This window comes from Sphingobacterium sp. UBA6320 (genome assembly GCF_002440335.1).
In the GTDB taxonomy this organism is placed as follows: Bacteria; Bacteroidota; Bacteroidia; order Sphingobacteriales; family Sphingobacteriaceae; genus Sphingobacterium.
Map to the genome: position 1 here is coordinate 1 of NZ_DJTA01000016.1, position 16010 is coordinate 16010.

The 16010-nt window shown below is 36.9% G+C and carries 11 protein-coding genes and 5 tRNA genes; 1 reads left to right on the forward strand and 15 read right to left on the reverse strand.

All coding sequences use genetic code 11. The features are described 5' to 3' along the window. Positions 1–270 precede the first annotated feature (270 nt). From rpoC to B3P23_RS09555, 14 genes are all read right to left on the reverse strand, one after another. Positions 271–4548: a DNA-directed RNA polymerase subunit beta' gene (rpoC, locus tag B3P23_RS09490; RefSeq protein WP_045752386.1), complete on the reverse strand. Its 4278-nt coding sequence runs from the start codon at positions 4546–4548 to the stop codon at positions 271–273. 75 nt (positions 4549–4623) lie between these two features. Continuing rightward, positions 4624–8433, reverse strand: coding sequence for a DNA-directed RNA polymerase subunit beta (gene rpoB, locus B3P23_RS09495; RefSeq protein ID WP_045752387.1), 3810 nt, complete (start codon positions 8431–8433; stop codon positions 4624–4626). 169 nt (positions 8434–8602) lie between these two features. Next, complete coding sequence (gene rplL / locus B3P23_RS09500) at positions 8603–8977, reverse strand: 50S ribosomal protein L7/L12 (RefSeq protein WP_045752388.1); 375 nt, start codon at positions 8975–8977, stop codon at positions 8603–8605. Between the two features lie 80 nt (positions 8978–9057). After that, the gene (gene rplJ / locus B3P23_RS09505) at positions 9058–9576 is read right to left on the reverse strand and encodes a 50S ribosomal protein L10 (RefSeq protein ID WP_045752389.1); all 519 of its coding nucleotides are present in this window, start codon (positions 9574–9576) and stop codon (positions 9058–9060) included. Between the two features lie 2 nt (positions 9577–9578). Next, positions 9579–10277 (reverse strand): 50S ribosomal protein L1, encoded by a 699-nt coding sequence (gene rplA, locus B3P23_RS09510; protein WP_045752390.1) that lies wholly within the window; start codon positions 10275–10277, stop codon positions 9579–9581. Between the two features lie 22 nt (positions 10278–10299). Then, complete coding sequence (gene rplK / locus B3P23_RS09515) at positions 10300–10743, reverse strand: 50S ribosomal protein L11 (RefSeq protein ID WP_045752391.1); 444 nt, start codon at positions 10741–10743, stop codon at positions 10300–10302. Between the two features lie 187 nt (positions 10744–10930). Then, positions 10931–11476: a transcription termination/antitermination protein NusG gene (nusG, locus tag B3P23_RS09520; protein ID WP_045752392.1), complete on the reverse strand. Its 546-nt coding sequence runs from the start codon at positions 11474–11476 to the stop codon at positions 10931–10933. Between the two features lie 18 nt (positions 11477–11494). Further along, complete coding sequence (gene secE, locus B3P23_RS09525; protein ID WP_045752393.1) at positions 11495–11689, reverse strand: preprotein translocase subunit SecE; 195 nt, start codon at positions 11687–11689, stop codon at positions 11495–11497. Positions 11690–11708: 19 nt separating this feature from the next. Then, a tRNA-Trp gene (locus tag B3P23_RS09530) sits at positions 11709–11779 on the reverse strand. Between the two features lie 164 nt (positions 11780–11943). Then, on the reverse strand, positions 11944–13128 hold the full coding sequence (gene tuf / locus B3P23_RS09535) for an elongation factor Tu (RefSeq protein ID WP_045752394.1): 1185 nt from the start codon (positions 13126–13128) through the stop codon (positions 11944–11946). A gap of 56 nt (positions 13129–13184) precedes the next feature. Further along, positions 13185–13256: transfer RNA gene (locus B3P23_RS09540), tRNA-Thr, on the reverse strand. 94 nt (positions 13257–13350) lie between these two features. Next, positions 13351–13423, reverse strand: a tRNA-Gly gene (locus B3P23_RS09545). A 58-nt stretch (positions 13424–13481) separates the two neighbouring features. Further along, positions 13482–13562 (reverse strand) — tRNA-Tyr (locus B3P23_RS09550). Between the two features lie 21 nt (positions 13563–13583). Next, a tRNA-Thr gene (locus B3P23_RS09555) sits at positions 13584–13656 on the reverse strand. Positions 13657–14108: 452 nt separating this feature from the next. On the opposite strand from B3P23_RS09555, the gene B3P23_RS09560 reads away from it, so the two are divergent. Next, positions 14109–15272 (forward strand): BamA/TamA family outer membrane protein, encoded by a 1164-nt coding sequence (locus tag B3P23_RS09560; RefSeq protein ID WP_293925515.1) that lies wholly within the window; start codon positions 14109–14111, stop codon positions 15270–15272. 77 nt (positions 15273–15349) lie between these two features. On the opposite strand, the gene B3P23_RS09565 is transcribed toward B3P23_RS09560, so the two are convergent. Continuing rightward, entirely contained in the window at positions 15350–15877 is a 528-nt protein-coding gene (locus B3P23_RS09565) for a hypothetical protein (protein ID WP_293925516.1), read from the reverse strand. Between the last annotated feature and the right edge of the window lie 133 nt (positions 15878–16010).

A 16010-nucleotide genomic window follows, 5' to 3' on the forward strand; every position in this document is an offset into this window, starting at 1 on the left:
TTTCAACGATATACCATCATGATTGGGAATAGCAGCAGAAGGAATCTACTCTTATTAAACAGATGTCCATAGACAGGTTGAGCAAATACTGCTGATATTGGTCTTAGAGTGTTACGTAAAGAATCATTTTGCAACAAAAACCAACAATAAGATCTGATACCACATAGATACCTATACACGGCAATAGAGCAGCAATTGATAACATCCTACATCATAAAAAAAGGGTTGCAGACAAAATCTGCAACCCTTTCAAGTATGATTAAAAAATTATTAATCTTCTTCTTTCGAAGCTAATAATTGATCGTATTCTTCACGTGAACCTACGATAATGTTACCATATTGACGAAGACCTGTACCTGAAGGAATTAAGTGACCCACAATTACATTCTCTTTCAAACCTAATAAATTATCACGTTTACCTGCTATAGCTGCTTCGTTCAAGACTTTTGTAGTCTCTTGGAAAGATGCTGCAGAGATAAATGATTTCGTACCTAATGAAGCTCTAGTGATACCTTGTAATAAAGGACTTGAAGTCGCAGGAATTGCGTCACGGACCTCTACTAATTTTAAATCACGACGTCTCAAGCTTGAGTTTTCTTCACGCAACTTACGTAAAGAAACAATTTGACCTGGACGTAAATCATTAGAATCACCAGCCTCTACCACAACTTTTTTGTCGTAAAGCGAATCATTTTCTTCCATGAAGTCCCATTTGTTAACAGCCTCTTTCTCTAAGAAACGTGTATCTCCTGGATCTTCAATATTCACTTTTTGCATCATTTGGTGAACAATTGTTTCAAAATGTTTATCATTGATTTTTACACCTTGAAGACGGTAAACCTCTTGAATACCATTTACGATATAATGCTGTACTGCTGATGGACCTTTGATTGATAAGATATCTGCTGGAGAGATCGAACCATCTGATAAAGGCATACCAGCTTTAATAAAGTCATTGTCCTGTACTAAGATATGTTTCGAAAGTGGAACAAGGTACTTTTTAATTTGGCCATCGCGTGATTCGATAGAAATCTCACGGTTACCACGTTTAACACCACCTAAAGTTACAACACCATCAATTTCAGTTACTACAGCTGGATTAGAAGGGTTACGTGCTTCGAATAATTCCGTTACACGAGGTAGACCCCCCGTAATATCGCGAGTTTTACCTGTAGAACGAGGAATCTTAACTAAGATACCACCTTCTTTTACAGTTACACCATCCGCTACAGAAACGTGAGCTCCTACTGGAATGTTGTACGTACGAATTACTTCACCTTTTTTGTCTAAGATCTTGATCGCAGGGTTTTTCGTTTTATCACGAGTTTCAATGATTACTTTCTCTTTGTGACCAGTTTGCTCATCTGACTCTTCGCGGAAAGTTACACCTTCTACAATCGCATCAAACTCCACTTTACCAGCAAACTCCGAGATAATAACAGCATTATATGGATCCCATGATACTAACTTATCACCTTTAGCAACCTTATTTCCTTCTTCAACGAACAATTGAGAACCGTAAGGGATATTTTGTTGGAATAATACTTTTCTAGTTTCATCCAAAATTTTGATCTCACCAGAACGACCCAATACTACTTGATGCGTACCATCTTCACCTTCTTGAGATACCGTACGTAAGTTTTCAAACTCAACTGTACCGGCATATTTAGAAGAAATCTGGGACTCAGCAGCAATGTTAGAAGCCGTACCACCGACGTGGAACGTACGAAGTGTCAACTGTGTACCTGGCTCACCAATTGATTGTGCTGCAATTACACCTACAGCTTCACCCAATTGAACACGTTTACCAGACGCCAAGTTACGACCGTAACAGCTAGCACATACACCACGTTTACATTCACATGTTAACACGGTACGAATCTCAACACCTTCAATACCAGAAGATTCAATGCGTTCAGCAATATCTTCTTCGATGTCTTGATTAGCCTCTACTAACAACTCACCTGTTTCTGGATCATATACATTGTACAACGATACACGACCTAAAATACGATCGTATAATGGTTCTACAACATCATCATTATCTTTTAATGCCGTTGTATAAATACCTCTTAAACCTCCACAGTCTTGATCAATAACGATCATATCTTGTGCAACGTCATGTAAACGACGAGTTAAGTAACCCGCATCCGCCGTTTTTAATGCTGTATCGGCAAGACCTTTACGTGCACCGTGGGTAGAGATAAAGTATTCTAATACTGAAAGACCTTCTTTAAAGTTTGATAAAATCGGGTTTTCAATAATTTCACCACCTGCTGAACCTGATTTTTGAGGTTTAGCCATCAAACCACGCATACCACACAACTGACGAATTTGCTCTTTCGAACCACGTGCACCAGAATCAAGCATCATATATACAGAGTTGAATCCTTGGTTGTCATTCGATAAGATATCCATTACGTGTGATGTCAACTTATTGTTGATACGTGTCCAAATATCGATGATTTGATTATAACGTTCGTTGTTGGTAATGAAACCCATGTTATAGTTATTCATTACTTCTTCAACTTCGTTTGTCGCTTGTTGAATTAAATCAGCTTTAGCATCAGGAATGTTCAAATCTTGCAAGTTGAACGATAGACCACCTTTAAAAGCTGTCTGGAAACCTAATTCTTTCATATCATCCAAAAACTGTGCAGCACGAGCCATACCCGTAGTTTTCACAATTTCTCCAATGATATTACGTAAAGATTTTTTCGTTAATAATTCGTTGATAAATCCCACTTCATGAGGAACAACTTGGTTGAATATAACACGACCAACTGTTGTATCTAATAAAGTATCAACGATACTACCATCTTTAGTTCTGATTTTAGTTTTTACCTTAATAAAAGCATGCAAATCAATTTTCTTCTCATTCAAAGCGATAATAACCTCTTCTGCAGAATAGAAAATCATATCTTCACCATGAACGATTTGTTCTGGAGTACTTTTTCGGCCTTTTGTGATATAATAAAGACCCAAAACCATATCCTGAGAAGGTACTGTTACAGGAGAACCATTTGCAGGGTTTAAAATATTGTGCGCTGCCAACATTAAAACTTGAGCTTCCAAAACTGCAGCATTACCTAAAGGTAAGTGGACTGCCATCTGGTCACCATCAAAATCGGCGTTGAATGCGGTACACACTAATGGGTGTAATTGAATAGCTTTACCCTCTACTAAAGTAGGTTGGAAAGCCTGAATACCCAATCTGTGTAACGTAGGTGCACGGTTTAATAATACCGGATGACCTTTCAACACGTTTTCTAATATATCCCAAACAACTGGATCTTTACGATCTACAATTTTCTTAGCTGATTTTACAGTTTTGACGATACCACGCTCGATCATCTTACGAATGATAAACGGTTTGTAAAGTTCTGCTGCCATATCCTTAGGTAAACCACACTCATGTAATTTCAAGTGAGGTCCAACGACGATTACCGAACGAGCCGAATAATCCACACGCTTACCTAATAAGTTTTGACGGAAACGACCTTGTTTACCTTTTAAGATATCAGATAATGATTTCAACGCACGGTTACCTTCAGTTTTCACTGCATTAACTTTACGTGAGTTATCGAATAATGAATCGACAGCCTCTTGTAACATACGTTTTTCATTACGTAAAATTACTTCTGGAGCTTTAATTTCAATTAAACGTTTCAAACGGTTATTACGAATAATAACACGACGATATAAATCATTTAAATCTGAAGTCGCAAAACGACCACCATCTAAAGGAACTAATGGACGTAATTCTGGTGGAATAATAGGAACGATTTTTACGATCATCCATTCAGGACGATTTTCAATACGATCTCTTGAACCACGGAATGCTTCTACAACATGAAGACGTTTTAAAGCCTCATTTTTACGTTGCTGAGAAGTTTCGTTAGCCGCTTGGTGACGTAAATCATAAGATAATTTATCTAAATCAATACGTTTCAATAATTCTTCTAATGCCTCAGCACCCATTTTAGCAACGAACTTTTGAGGATCGTTGTCATCTAAATATTGGTTTTCTTTAGGTAATGTATCTAAAATATCTAAATATTCCTCTTCAGTCAAGAAGTCCATATAGTTGATACCATCATCCTCTTTAATACCAGCTTGAATAACTACATATCTTTCGTAGTAGATAATCATGTCCAGTTTTTTAGTAGGAAGACCTAATAAATAACCAATTTTATTTGGAAGAGAGCGGAAATACCAGATGTGTGCAACAGGAACCACTAAGGAAATGTGTCCCATACGCTCACGACGTACTTTTTTCTCCGTAACTTCAACACCACAACGGTCACATACAATACCTTTATAACGGATACGTTTGTATTTACCACAGTGACATTCATAATCCTTTACAGGACCAAAGATACGCTCACAGAATAAACCATCACGTTCTGGTTTGTAGGTACGATAGTTAATCGTTTCCGGTTTTACAACTTCACCACTTGAACGCTCTAAGATTGTTTCTGGAGACGCCAAGCTTACAGTAATTGATGTAAAGTTGCTTTTAATTTTATTATCTTTTTTGTAAGACATACTTATTCAAAAGTTAAAGCTTTATGAAAAAGTTTTAGTGATCATAGCGATCACTAAAACTTCCTTTTTGCTTAATTAATCCAATGTGATATCTAAACCTAAACCACGTAACTCATGTACCAATACGTTAAACGATTCTGGTACCGATGGAGTTGGTAAATTGTTTCCTTTTACGATAGCCTCGTAAGTTTTCGCACGACCAACAACATCATCCGATTTCACAGTCAAGATTTCTTGTAAGATATTAGATGCACCGAATGCCTCTAATGCCCAAACCTCCATCTCACCAAAACGCTGACCACCGAATTGAGCTTTACCACCCAATGGTTGTTGTGTAATCAATGAGTATGGTCCGATAGAACGAGCGTGCATCTTATCATCAACCATGTGACCTAATTTCAACATATAGATCACACCAACTGTAGTTGGTTGGTCAAAACGCTCACCTGTTAAACCGTTGTAAAGGTAAGTTCTACCTGAAGCAGGTAAACCAGCTTTAGCAACCCAGTCCTCTACCTCTTCTTTTTCGGCACCATCGAAAATAGGAGTTGCAAATTTAACACCTAATTTTTGACCAGCCCAACCTAAAACAGTTTCGTAAATCTGTCCTAAGTTCATACGAGAAGGTACACCCAGTGGGTTTAACACGATATCTACTGGTGTTCCATCATCTAAGAAAGGCATATCTTCATCACGTACAATACGTGCAACAATACCTTTATTACCGTGACGACCTGCCATCTTATCCCCTACTTTCAATTTACGTTTTTTAGCAACATAAACTTTAGCCATTTGAACAATACCTGATGGTAACTCATCACCGACAGAAACTGCGAATTTATCACGTTTGAAAGCACCTAACTCTTCATTTAACTTGATGTTATAGAAGTGTAAAGAAGCTTTAATCATTTCATTCTTATCTTCGTCAGTTGTCCAACCTGTAGGGTTGATATTATTATAGTCTAATTCTGCTAAGATTTTTTGAGTAAACTTAGCCCCTTTAGCTACTAACAATTCTTTATAAACATTATAGATCCCTTGAGCAGTTTTACCATTCACAATTGTAAATAATTTCTCTACCAAACGTTCTTTCAAAATCTTAACAGCTCTTTCATGTGCTGTTTCCAATTTCTCTAATGTTTTACGCTCAACTTCTTTAGACATTTTCTTAGCGCGTGCAAATAACTTCGTATCAATTACAACACCTTTCAATGAAGGAGAAGCTTTTAATGAAGCATCTTTAACGTCACCAGCTTTGTCACCAAAGATTGCACGTAATAATTTCTCTTCTGGAGAAGGATCTGACTCACCTTTAGGAGTGATTTTTCCGATCAAGATATCACCACCATTAACTTCAGCACCGATACGGATAATACCGTTTTCATCTAAGTCTTTGGTCGCTTCTTCCGAAACGTTAGGAATATCTGCCGTTAATTCTTCTTCACCACGTTTTGTATCACGAACTTCCAATTCAAACTCTTCAATATGAAGAGAAGTAAACCAGTCTTCTTTTGCTACACGCTCAGAAATAACGATCGCATCCTCAAAGTTATATCCTTGCCAAGGCATGAATGCAACTTTTAAGTTACGACCTAATGCTAATTCACCATTTTCAGTTGCATAACCTTCACATAATACCTGACCCTTAGTCACACGTTGACCTTTACCTACAATAGGTTTTAAGTTCATACACGTATTCTGATTGGTTTTCTTGAATTTGATCAATCTATATGTTTTGACATCATCATCAAATGACACTAAACGGTCATCATCAGTGCGGTCATAACGAATTTTAATTTCATCTGCATCTACATACTCAACCACACCATTACCCTCTGCATTAATTAATGTACGGGAATCTTTCGCAACACGGGCTTCTAGACCAGTACCAACGATAGGAGCTTGTGGACGTAAAATTGGAACAGCTTGACGCTGCATGTTTGATCCCATCAATGCACGGTTGGCATCATCATGTTCCAAGAAAGGAATCAATGAAGCCGCAATAGATGTAATCTGGTTCGGAGCAACGTCCATATAATCCAAACGTGTAGGTTCGATTACCGGGAAGTCACCAAAATATCTTGCTTTTACTTTAGCATCGATAAAATTACCATTATCATCATACTGCGCATTTGCTTGACCGATTGTTTTCTCATCTTCGTCCTCAGCAGATAAATAATGAACAGGCTCTTCTACCACAACACGACCATCTTCAACACGACGGTAAGGAGTTTCGATAAAACCTAAATTATTAATCTTAGCGTGAACTGCTAATGAAGAAATCAAACCAATATTTGGTCCCTCAGGAGTCTCGATTGTACACAAACGACCGTAGTGCGTATAGTGAACGTCACGAACCTCGAAACCTGCACGCTCACGAGAAAGACCACCTGGACCTAAAGCTGAAAGACGACGCTTGTGCGTGATCTCCGCAAGAGGGTTGGTTTGATCCATGAACTGTGATAACTGGTTAGTACCAAAGAATGAATTAATCACAGACGATAACGTACGTGCATTAATTAAGTCAGTAGGTGTGAAAACCTCATTATCACGAATATTCATACGCTCACGAATGGTACGAGCCATACGAGAAAGACCTACTCCAAACTGTGCGTACAACTGCTCACCTACTGTACGTACACGACGGTTAGATAAGTGGTCAATATCATCCACCTCAGCTTTAGAGTTGATTAAGTTAATCAAATACTTCACGATTGCGATGATATCCTCACGAGTCAGTACCTTCGTTTCATCAGGAGTATTTAATTTCAATTTACGGTTAATGCGGTAGCGACCTACATCACCCAAATCATAACGTTTGTCCGAGAAGAATAAACGATCGATGATACCACGAGCAGTTTCCTCATCAGGTGGTTCAGCGTTACGCAATTGACGGTAGATATGCTCTACTGCCTCTTTCTCAGAGTTAGACGTATCTTTTTGTAATGTGTTATATATAATTGAATAGTCAGCATTGTTTGAAGCATCTTCTTTTGCTAAAATAATTGATTTTACTCCAGCATCGATGATCAAATCAATGTGATCTTCTTCTAAAACAGTCTCACGTTCAAGGATAATTTCATTACGATCGATTGATACCACTTCACCAGTATCCTCATCAACGAAATCTTCAATCCACTTTTTCAATACCCTTGCCGCCAAACGACGACCCACGTATTTTTTTAGACCAGACTTACTTACTTTAATTTCATCGGCAAGATCAAATAATTCTAAGATATCCTTATCAGAATCATAACCGATAGCACGTAATAAAGTAGTAACTGGGAATTTTTTCTTACGGTCGATATAAGCATACATGACGTTGTTTACATCAGTTGCAAATTCAATCCAAGATCCTTTAAAAGGAATTACCCTTGCAGAATAAAGTTTAGTACCATTTGTGTGTCTACTTTGACCAAAGAAAACGCCAGGTGAACGGTGTAATTGAGATACGATTACGCGCTCCGCACCATTGATCACGAAAGTACCTTTCGGTGTCATATATGGGATAGTTCCCAAATATACGTCCTGCACAATAGTCTCGAAATCTTCGTGTTCTTCATCATTACATGATAACTTTAACTTTGCCTTTAAAGGAACGCTATAAGTTAACCCACGTTCGATACATTCTTGTATATCATAGCGAGGAGGATCAATGAAATAATCCAAAAACTCGAGAACAAAAATGTTTCTAGAATCAGAAATAGGGAAGTTTTCCGAGAATACCTTGAACAGCCCTTCCTGATGGCGGTTGTCAGAAGTAGTTTCTAGTTGAAAAAACTCCTTGAAAGATTGCAATTGCACATCTAAGAAATCTGGATATTCCAGAACTTTCCTGCTTGTCGCAAAATTTACTCTTTCTTGTTGAATATTATTGTTTGCCAAGGGGATATGAATTTTAGTTTTAAAAAAACTGAGCTTAACTATGCTGTTATTACTACATTTGGACTATGTTCAGCACACACATAGACTAGTAGTGAAATATCATAAATAGGAATAGACTCTAACGAAAATACGTCAGAGTCTAAACCTTTTGAGGGCTTGTTATGTAAGATTATTTAATCTCAACAACAGCTCCAGCTTCTTCTAATTGTTGTTTCAAAGCTTCTGCTTCATCTTTAGAAACACCAGTTTTGATTTCTTTAGGAGCGCCATCAACTAAATCTTTAGCTTCTTTCAAGCCTAATCCAGCTAAATCTTTTACTAATTTAACTACAGCTAATTTAGCACCACCAGCTTCTTTCAAGATAACATCGAAAGATGTTTTCTCTTCAGCAGCAGCAGCACCTTCAGCTGGAGCAGCAGCAACTGCAACAGCAGCAGCAGCAGGCTCGATACCATACTCGTCTTTTAAGATATCAGCTAATTCTTTAACTTCTTTTACTGTTAAGTTTACTAACTGTTCAGCAAGTTGTTTTAAATCTGCCATTTTATTTTGAATTTTTGAATGTCGTTATGAAAAATTGTTATTAATAATAGAACGAATGTTTTATTTAAAAAGAGTATTCGTTAACCTCTTTGTTCTAAAGCTTTTACTAAACCTGAAATTGTATTTCCACCCGATTGAAGAGCTGAAATAACATTCTTAGCAGGAGATTCCAATGCAGCGATAACGTCAGCGATGAGTTCATTTTTAGATTTAAGACTCACTAATGCTTTCAACTGATTGTCACCTACAAATGCAGTTTCTTGGATATAAGCAGCTTTTAACAAAGGTTTGTCACCTTCTTTACGTAAAGCTTGAATTAATTTCGCTGGAGCATTTGCGATTTCAGAAAACATCATTGTAGACGCACCTTTCAATGTACCTACGATCTCATCTGAATCGATACCAGCTTCGATTAATGCTTTTTTGATTAAAGTGTTTTTAACAGCTTTAATTTCAATATCACTTTCGAAACATTTGCGACGAATGCCATTCACTTTTTCTACCGATAAATTAGAAGTGTCAGTAATATAGAAATTACCGTAAGATTTAATCTGCTCGGCCAAAGCTTGAACAATTTCTTGTTTTTCTTCTTTTCTCATGATTAAATACCCGCTACTGATTTAGTTTCAATATGAATACCAGGACTCATAGTTGATGAAATGTGAATGCTTTTAAAGTATGTTCCTTTAGCTGCAGACGGTTTCAAACGAGAGATAGTTTGTAATACCTCTAATGCGTTTTCATAAATTTTGTCTGCATCGAACGACGCTTTACCAACTGAAGTATGGATGATACCAGTTTTATCAACTTTGAAATCAATCTTACCGCCTTTTACATCTGTTACTGCTTTACCTACTTCTGTAGTTACAGTACCAGTTTTAGGATTTGGCATTAAGTTTCTTGGACCTAAAATACGACCCAATTTACCTACTTTAGCCATCACACTAGGCATTGTAATAATGATATCAACGTCAGTCCAACCGCCTTCAATTTTACTGATATACTCATCTAAACCTACGAAATCAGCACCTGCTGCTTTAGCTTCTTCTTCCTTATCAGGAGTACATAAAACTAAAACACGTACAGTTTTACCAGTTCCGTGAGGTAAAGTTGCAATACCACGAACCATTTGATTTGCTTTACGAGGATCTACGCCTAAACGAACGTCGATATCCACAGAAGCATCGAATTTGGTCAATGAAATTTCTTTAACTAAAGCCGAAGCTTCTTTTAAAGAGTATGCTTTACCAGCTTCAATTTTGGATAGTGCCGCTTTTTGATTTTTTGTTAATCTAGCCACTTTTCTTAAATTGATTTCTTAATTAATTGTTCCAAGGAGCATTACCTGATACAGTAATACCCATACTACGTGCTGTCCCAGCTACCATTCTCATAGCAGCATCTAAAGTAAACGCGTTTAAATCTACCATTTTATCTTTAGCAATAACTTCTACTTGTTCCCAAGTAACTGAAGCTACTTTTTTACGGTTAGGCTCACCTGAACCGCTTTTTAAACCAGCAGTTTCTTTCAATTGAATAGCAACTGGTGGAGTTTTAATGATAAAATCAAAAGATTTATCGGCGTAAACTGTAATGACAACAGGCAATACTTTTCCTGGTTTGTCTTGCGTACGAGCATTGAACTGTTTACAGAAATCCATAATGTTCACACCCTTAGCACCTAAAGCAGGTCCTACTGGTGGAGATGGATTCGCAGCTCCGCCCTTAACTTGTAATTTTACTAACGCACTGACTTCTTTTGCCATCTTGTTTTGAATTAAATTATTAAATGTTTGTTAGTAAGTTGGAAGCAAATAACGTAACATTTATTATTTCACTTGGCTATTAACTTGCGTTTAACCACCAAATGAGGTGCAAAGATATGTATAATAAAAACTAAATACAAATATTTTTCAACATAAAAAGAGCAAAGGTTAAACTTTGCTCTTTTTATTATTCTTTTTCTACTTGCATGTAGTTTAATTCCAATGGTGTTTTTCTTCCAAAAACTTTCACCATCACGATTAATTTCTTCTTGTCTTCGTGAACTTCTTCGATCTCACCAGTAAAACCGTTAAATGGACCATCATTCACTTTCACTGTTTCACCAACGTAGTATGGTACATTAATGGTCTCACCTTGCTCAGCCATCTCATCTACTTTACCTAAGATACGATTAACTTCCGCTTGGCGTAAAGGAATAGCATTACCTGCTTTATCTCCTAAAAATCCAATAACACTATTAACTCCTTTAATGATATGCTCTAACTCACCATCCAAAGCAGCCTCTAACAAAACGTATCCAGGATAATAGTTACGCTCCTTAGCCACTTTTTTTCCATCACGCATCAAATAGTACTTCTCCATAGGAATCAACACCTGAGTAACCAAATGCTCAATCCCTAAACGGCTCACTTCGGCATCAATATATTGCTTTACCTTCTTCTCCTTACCACTCACTGCACGAACTACGTACCATTTTAAACTTTGATCTGCCATAAATAATGTTTGATGAAATTAAGAAGCAATACCGTACAACAACTCCAACACGTTGCTTGAAGCTTTATCCATTATAAAAACCAATAATGCTATGATAACAGAAGCAACAAGTACGATCACAGCGGAGTTTTGTAACTGACCCCAAGTAGGCCAAGTGACCTTCTCTGTAATCTCGACATAAGAGTCTTTAAAAAAATCAAGTACTTTTGCCATTTTCAGTTTATTTATTAAGCACGGGAACAAGGATTCGAACCCTGATCAAAGGTTTTGGAGACCTCTATTCTACCGTTGAACTATTCCCGTGTATTTCTTATTTTGATGATGCAAATATAGTGTTTTAAACTATCTCCTGCAAATATTTTTAATCTTTTTTTATTGTTTTTTAATCAATATTTCAGATTGAAAAAATAAGCTAATCAGTATGAACTGATTAGCTTACTATATGGTGATTTTAGAATCTTTTCAGATTATAAAATTTCAGTTACCTGACCAGCACCTACAGTTCTACCACCTTCACGGATAGCGAAACGTAGACCTTTTTCCATAGCGATAGGAGAGATCAATTTAACAGTGATCGTAACGTTATCACCTGGCATAACCATTTCAGTACCTTCAGCTAATGAAATCTCACCAGTTACATCTGTTGTACGGAAATAGAATTGAGGACGGTATTTGTTAAAGAATGGTGTGTGACGACCACCTTCAGCTTTTGATAAAACGTAAACCTCAGCTTTGAAATAATCGTGAGGAGTTACTGATCCTGGTTTACAGATAACCATACCACGTTTGATATCAGTTTTCTCAATACCACGTAACAATAAACCTACGTTATCACCAGCTTCACCGTAATCTAAAATTTTACGGAACATCTCAACACCAGTTACTGTAGATTTTAAGTTCTCAGCACCCATACCTAAGATTTCAACTGGATCTCCAGAGTTGATTACACCTCTTTCAATACGACCTGTAGCAACAGTACCACGACCTGTGATCGAGAATACATCCTCTACTGGCATTAAGAAAGGTAATTCAGTTAAACGTGGAGGGATTGGAATGTAGTTATCAACAGCATCCATTAATTCCATAATTTTAGCAACCCACTCAGGCTCACCGTTAAGAGCTCCTAAAGCAGAACCTTTAATTACTGGAACATCATCTCCTGGATAATCGTAGAATGATAATAATTCACGAACTTCCATTTCAACTAAGTCTAATAATTCTTCATCATCTACTAAGTCAGTTTTGTTTAAGAAAACAACTAAAGCAGGGATACCTACTTGACGACCTAATAAGATGTGCTCACGCGTTTGAGGCATAGGACCATCAGTAGCAGCAACTACGATGATAGCGCCATCCATTTGAGCAGCACCAGTAACCATGTTTTTCACGTAATCGGCGTGACCTGGACAGTCAACGTGCGCATAGTGACGGTTAGCTGTTGAGTACTCAACGTGTGCAGTATTAATAGTGATACCACGCTCTTTTTCTTCAGGAGCAGAGTCAATTGAATCAAATGAACGAGCTTCTGATAAACCTGCGTCTGCTAATACTTTAGTAATAGCTGCAGTTGTAGTAGTTTTACCGTGGTCAACGTGACCGATTGTACCAATGTTTAAGTGTGGTTTACTACGGTCAAATTTCTCTTTTGCCATGTTTATGCGAATTAGTAATTATAAATATTTCTCTATTTGTTATACAATGTTGTACGAGCCAAAGATGGGATTTGAACCCACGACCTCTTCCTTACCAAGGAAGTGCTCTACCCCTGAGCTACTTCGGCTTTTCGAAAATTCCTTCTACAGATTAATGCCTCCACCTTTAGATATAATATTATCAAAGAAGACAGAGACTAAAAATCAATACTTAAAAATTTGAGCGGAAGACGAGGTTCGAACTCGCGACCTATAGCTTGGAAGGCTATCGCTCTACCAACTGAGCTACTTCCGCTTTGTTTGCGATTTTACTTTAGACTTTCATCTACTAACAGCTCGCAAACTGTTTGGTGTGGGGGGAGAAGGATTCGAACCTTCGAAACCGAAGTAACGGATTTACAGTCCGTCCCATTTGACCGCTCTGGAACCCCCCCATAACTATAAAGTTATGTTTGAGCCTCTTATCGGAATCGAACCAATGACCTACTGATTACAAGTCAGTTGCTCTACCAGCTGAGCTAAAGAGGCGTTTCTATTTAAAAGCATTTAATCTCTAAACTTTATTTCTTTTGTTTAGCGAGTGCAAATATCTATTTTAATTTCGACATGTGCAAGCTTTTTTTTATTTTTTTTCACTCTTAAAAGAACTATCAAACTTTCTGAAGTAGCATCGCTATTTCCCCGTTTGCTGATGCAAAGATATACACTAAACCCACATTACAAAAATATTTTTTTAAAAAAAACACGTCTTTTTCACAACACTACTGATACGCAGATAAATAAATTTCAATGAAAATATGACATTTTAGAATGTTGGCTCAAAATTTCATAGATCCATTATAAAATTAGGATTATTGACAGGCACCATACCCATAATGGTATCACCATCATAAGTCTAAAAAATCGATACCAATGAATAAATTTGTTTCCTATATGACGCAATTAAAATTGTAAATAAAAAAAATTATCTAAGTTTGGCCATGCAAAATCCAGATCAAAATAAAGTGATCAAAATATTAGTATCGATACTATTCATTGTTTTTATCACCATTACGAACACTTTAAAAGCTCAAAATCTACTAGAAAAAGTAACTAAAAAAGTCTTTTCCACCTCCAAAGATTCGACCAGATCTGGAGTTTTTATGATTTTGCCAGCATTAGGTTATGCACAAGAGACAGGTGCCGAATATGGAATTGCCAGCAATTACAACTTCTATTTGAATAAAAAAGATAGCAGTATCAGATCATCAAACATTCTATTGATGGGTACATATACAACCAAAAAACAGTCAAATATCAAATTACAAGCCGACATTTGGACGGACAACAACGATTACCATATTATTTCAGAACTCCGTTATCGCAATTGGCCATCTAATTTTTATGGTATAGGCATGGATACTAAAAAGGTAGATGAAGACTTAATCAGTCAAAAATTATTCCGAGCAAAATTAGAAGTAGAAAAAAGAATGGCTTCTAATTACTATGCGGGAGTAAATATACAATATGATTATGTCCAGTTTCATGATCGAGAACCCGGTGGTATATTTGATCAAACTGCTATCATTGGGAAAAATGGAGGTCAGCAATTACTTTTGGGAATTTCTCAATTGTATGACAACCGAAACCATGTATCTTATACAACTCATGGTTATTATGCTAGAGCAAAATTAGCCTATGCGCCCAAATTATGGACGAAAGAAGATTTTGAAGGAGCTAATGTTGATGTCGACCTTCGCGGTTTTTTTCCTTTACACAAAAAAGTAACACTAGCGGCACAGGCTATTTATAGAACAACATTTGGGAAAACGATTCCTTACTATGCATATCGAGATCTCGGTGGTGACATGATGATGCGTGGTTATTATATCGGTCGTTATAAGGATAAAAATTATCTCGCCTCGCAAGCCGAATTACGTTACCGTTTTCATCCTAGATTTGCTGTTGCAGGATTTACAGGAATAGGTTCCGTCTTTTCTAAAGAATATCAGGCGCGTTTTGTTCCTTCCTATGGAGGTGGGCTACGCTACTTCTTCAGTCTAGAGCATAATAGCAATATCCGTCTTGATTATGCTTATGGTGAACAGCGGCCTGGTGAAAAACGACAGTCTGGATTTTATCTCTCCCTGAGTGAAGCATTTTAAAGGTATATTTAATGATACTTTGATCACCTTTTATAAATAAAAGGTGATCAATCTTAATTTCACAACTGCCTTTCCTTTTAAAAACGAATGATAAAGTCTTCTTTCCTTTGCCCTTTTCTAAAAAAAACCAATCCAAGATGGAAAAGATCGATAGTCACGACAACCTTTGAATGCTGCTTTAAAAATCTCCAAGACTTTTCTTGATCTTTTGAAAGATGAGGGCTATCAACAATGATTATATCATCTTCTTGCATCTCAAATAGTATTTTTTGATAATCATCGACCGTATTGATATAATAAATTGCTCGCTGGGCCAAGATCGTACAGTTACGTTCAAATAACTTGACCAGATCGGGATCATTTGATTTATCGGATATTTTATAGGTGCCAAATGGAAACGTTCTTAGCAAACGCTCTACAAATAAATAGTTCTTCTCTTCCCTCTTCCCTGCCCTTTTATAGCATAACGGCACAGCATTCACCTCATCAACCGTAGGCTTTTGATAAAGAACTTGATCGACCAATTGATATACAAAAGGTGAATGAGTTCCATGGCGACTATGAGAAACTAAATAATGACGTAAAGATTTTAGATAATACTGCATGTAGAGGACAAATTTACATAGAGTAATACAAATTCCTATTAAATGAATACCAAATTTGGTATTAACATAGATTTAAATACCCCATTGTTTAGGGATAATAGGGGGTTAATAGGGTTTTACCCCTATTAACCCC

Excerpts from the sequence above, each read along its gene's own strand:
- rpoC (WP_045752386.1), bottom strand. The coding sequence starts at position 4,548 with ATGTCTTACAAAAAAGATAATAAAATTAAAAGCAACTTTACATCAATT.
- rplL (WP_045752388.1), bottom strand. The coding sequence starts at position 8,977 with ATGGCAGATTTAAAACAACTTGCTGAACAGTTAGTAAACTTAACAGTA.
- rplJ (WP_045752389.1), bottom strand. The coding sequence starts at position 9,576 with ATGAGAAAAGAAGAAAAACAAGAAATTGTTCAAGCTTTGGCCGAGCAG.
- rplK (WP_045752391.1), bottom strand. The coding sequence starts at position 10,743 with ATGGCAAAAGAAGTCAGTGCGTTAGTAAAATTACAAGTTAAGGGCGGA.
- nusG (WP_045752392.1), bottom strand. The coding sequence starts at position 11,476 with ATGGCAGATCAAAGTTTAAAATGGTACGTAGTTCGTGCAGTGAGTGGT.
- secE (WP_045752393.1), bottom strand. The coding sequence starts at position 11,689 with ATGGCAAAAGTACTTGATTTTTTTAAAGACTCTTATGTCGAGATTACA.
- tuf (WP_045752394.1), bottom strand. The coding sequence starts at position 13,128 with ATGGCAAAAGAGAAATTTGACCGTAGTAAACCACACTTAAACATTGGT.
- B3P23_RS09560 (WP_293925515.1), top strand. The coding sequence starts at position 14,109 with ATGCAAAATCCAGATCAAAATAAAGTGATCAAAATATTAGTATCGATA.
- B3P23_RS09565 (WP_293925516.1), bottom strand. The coding sequence starts at position 15,877 with ATGCAGTATTATCTAAAATCTTTACGTCATTATTTAGTTTCTCATAGT.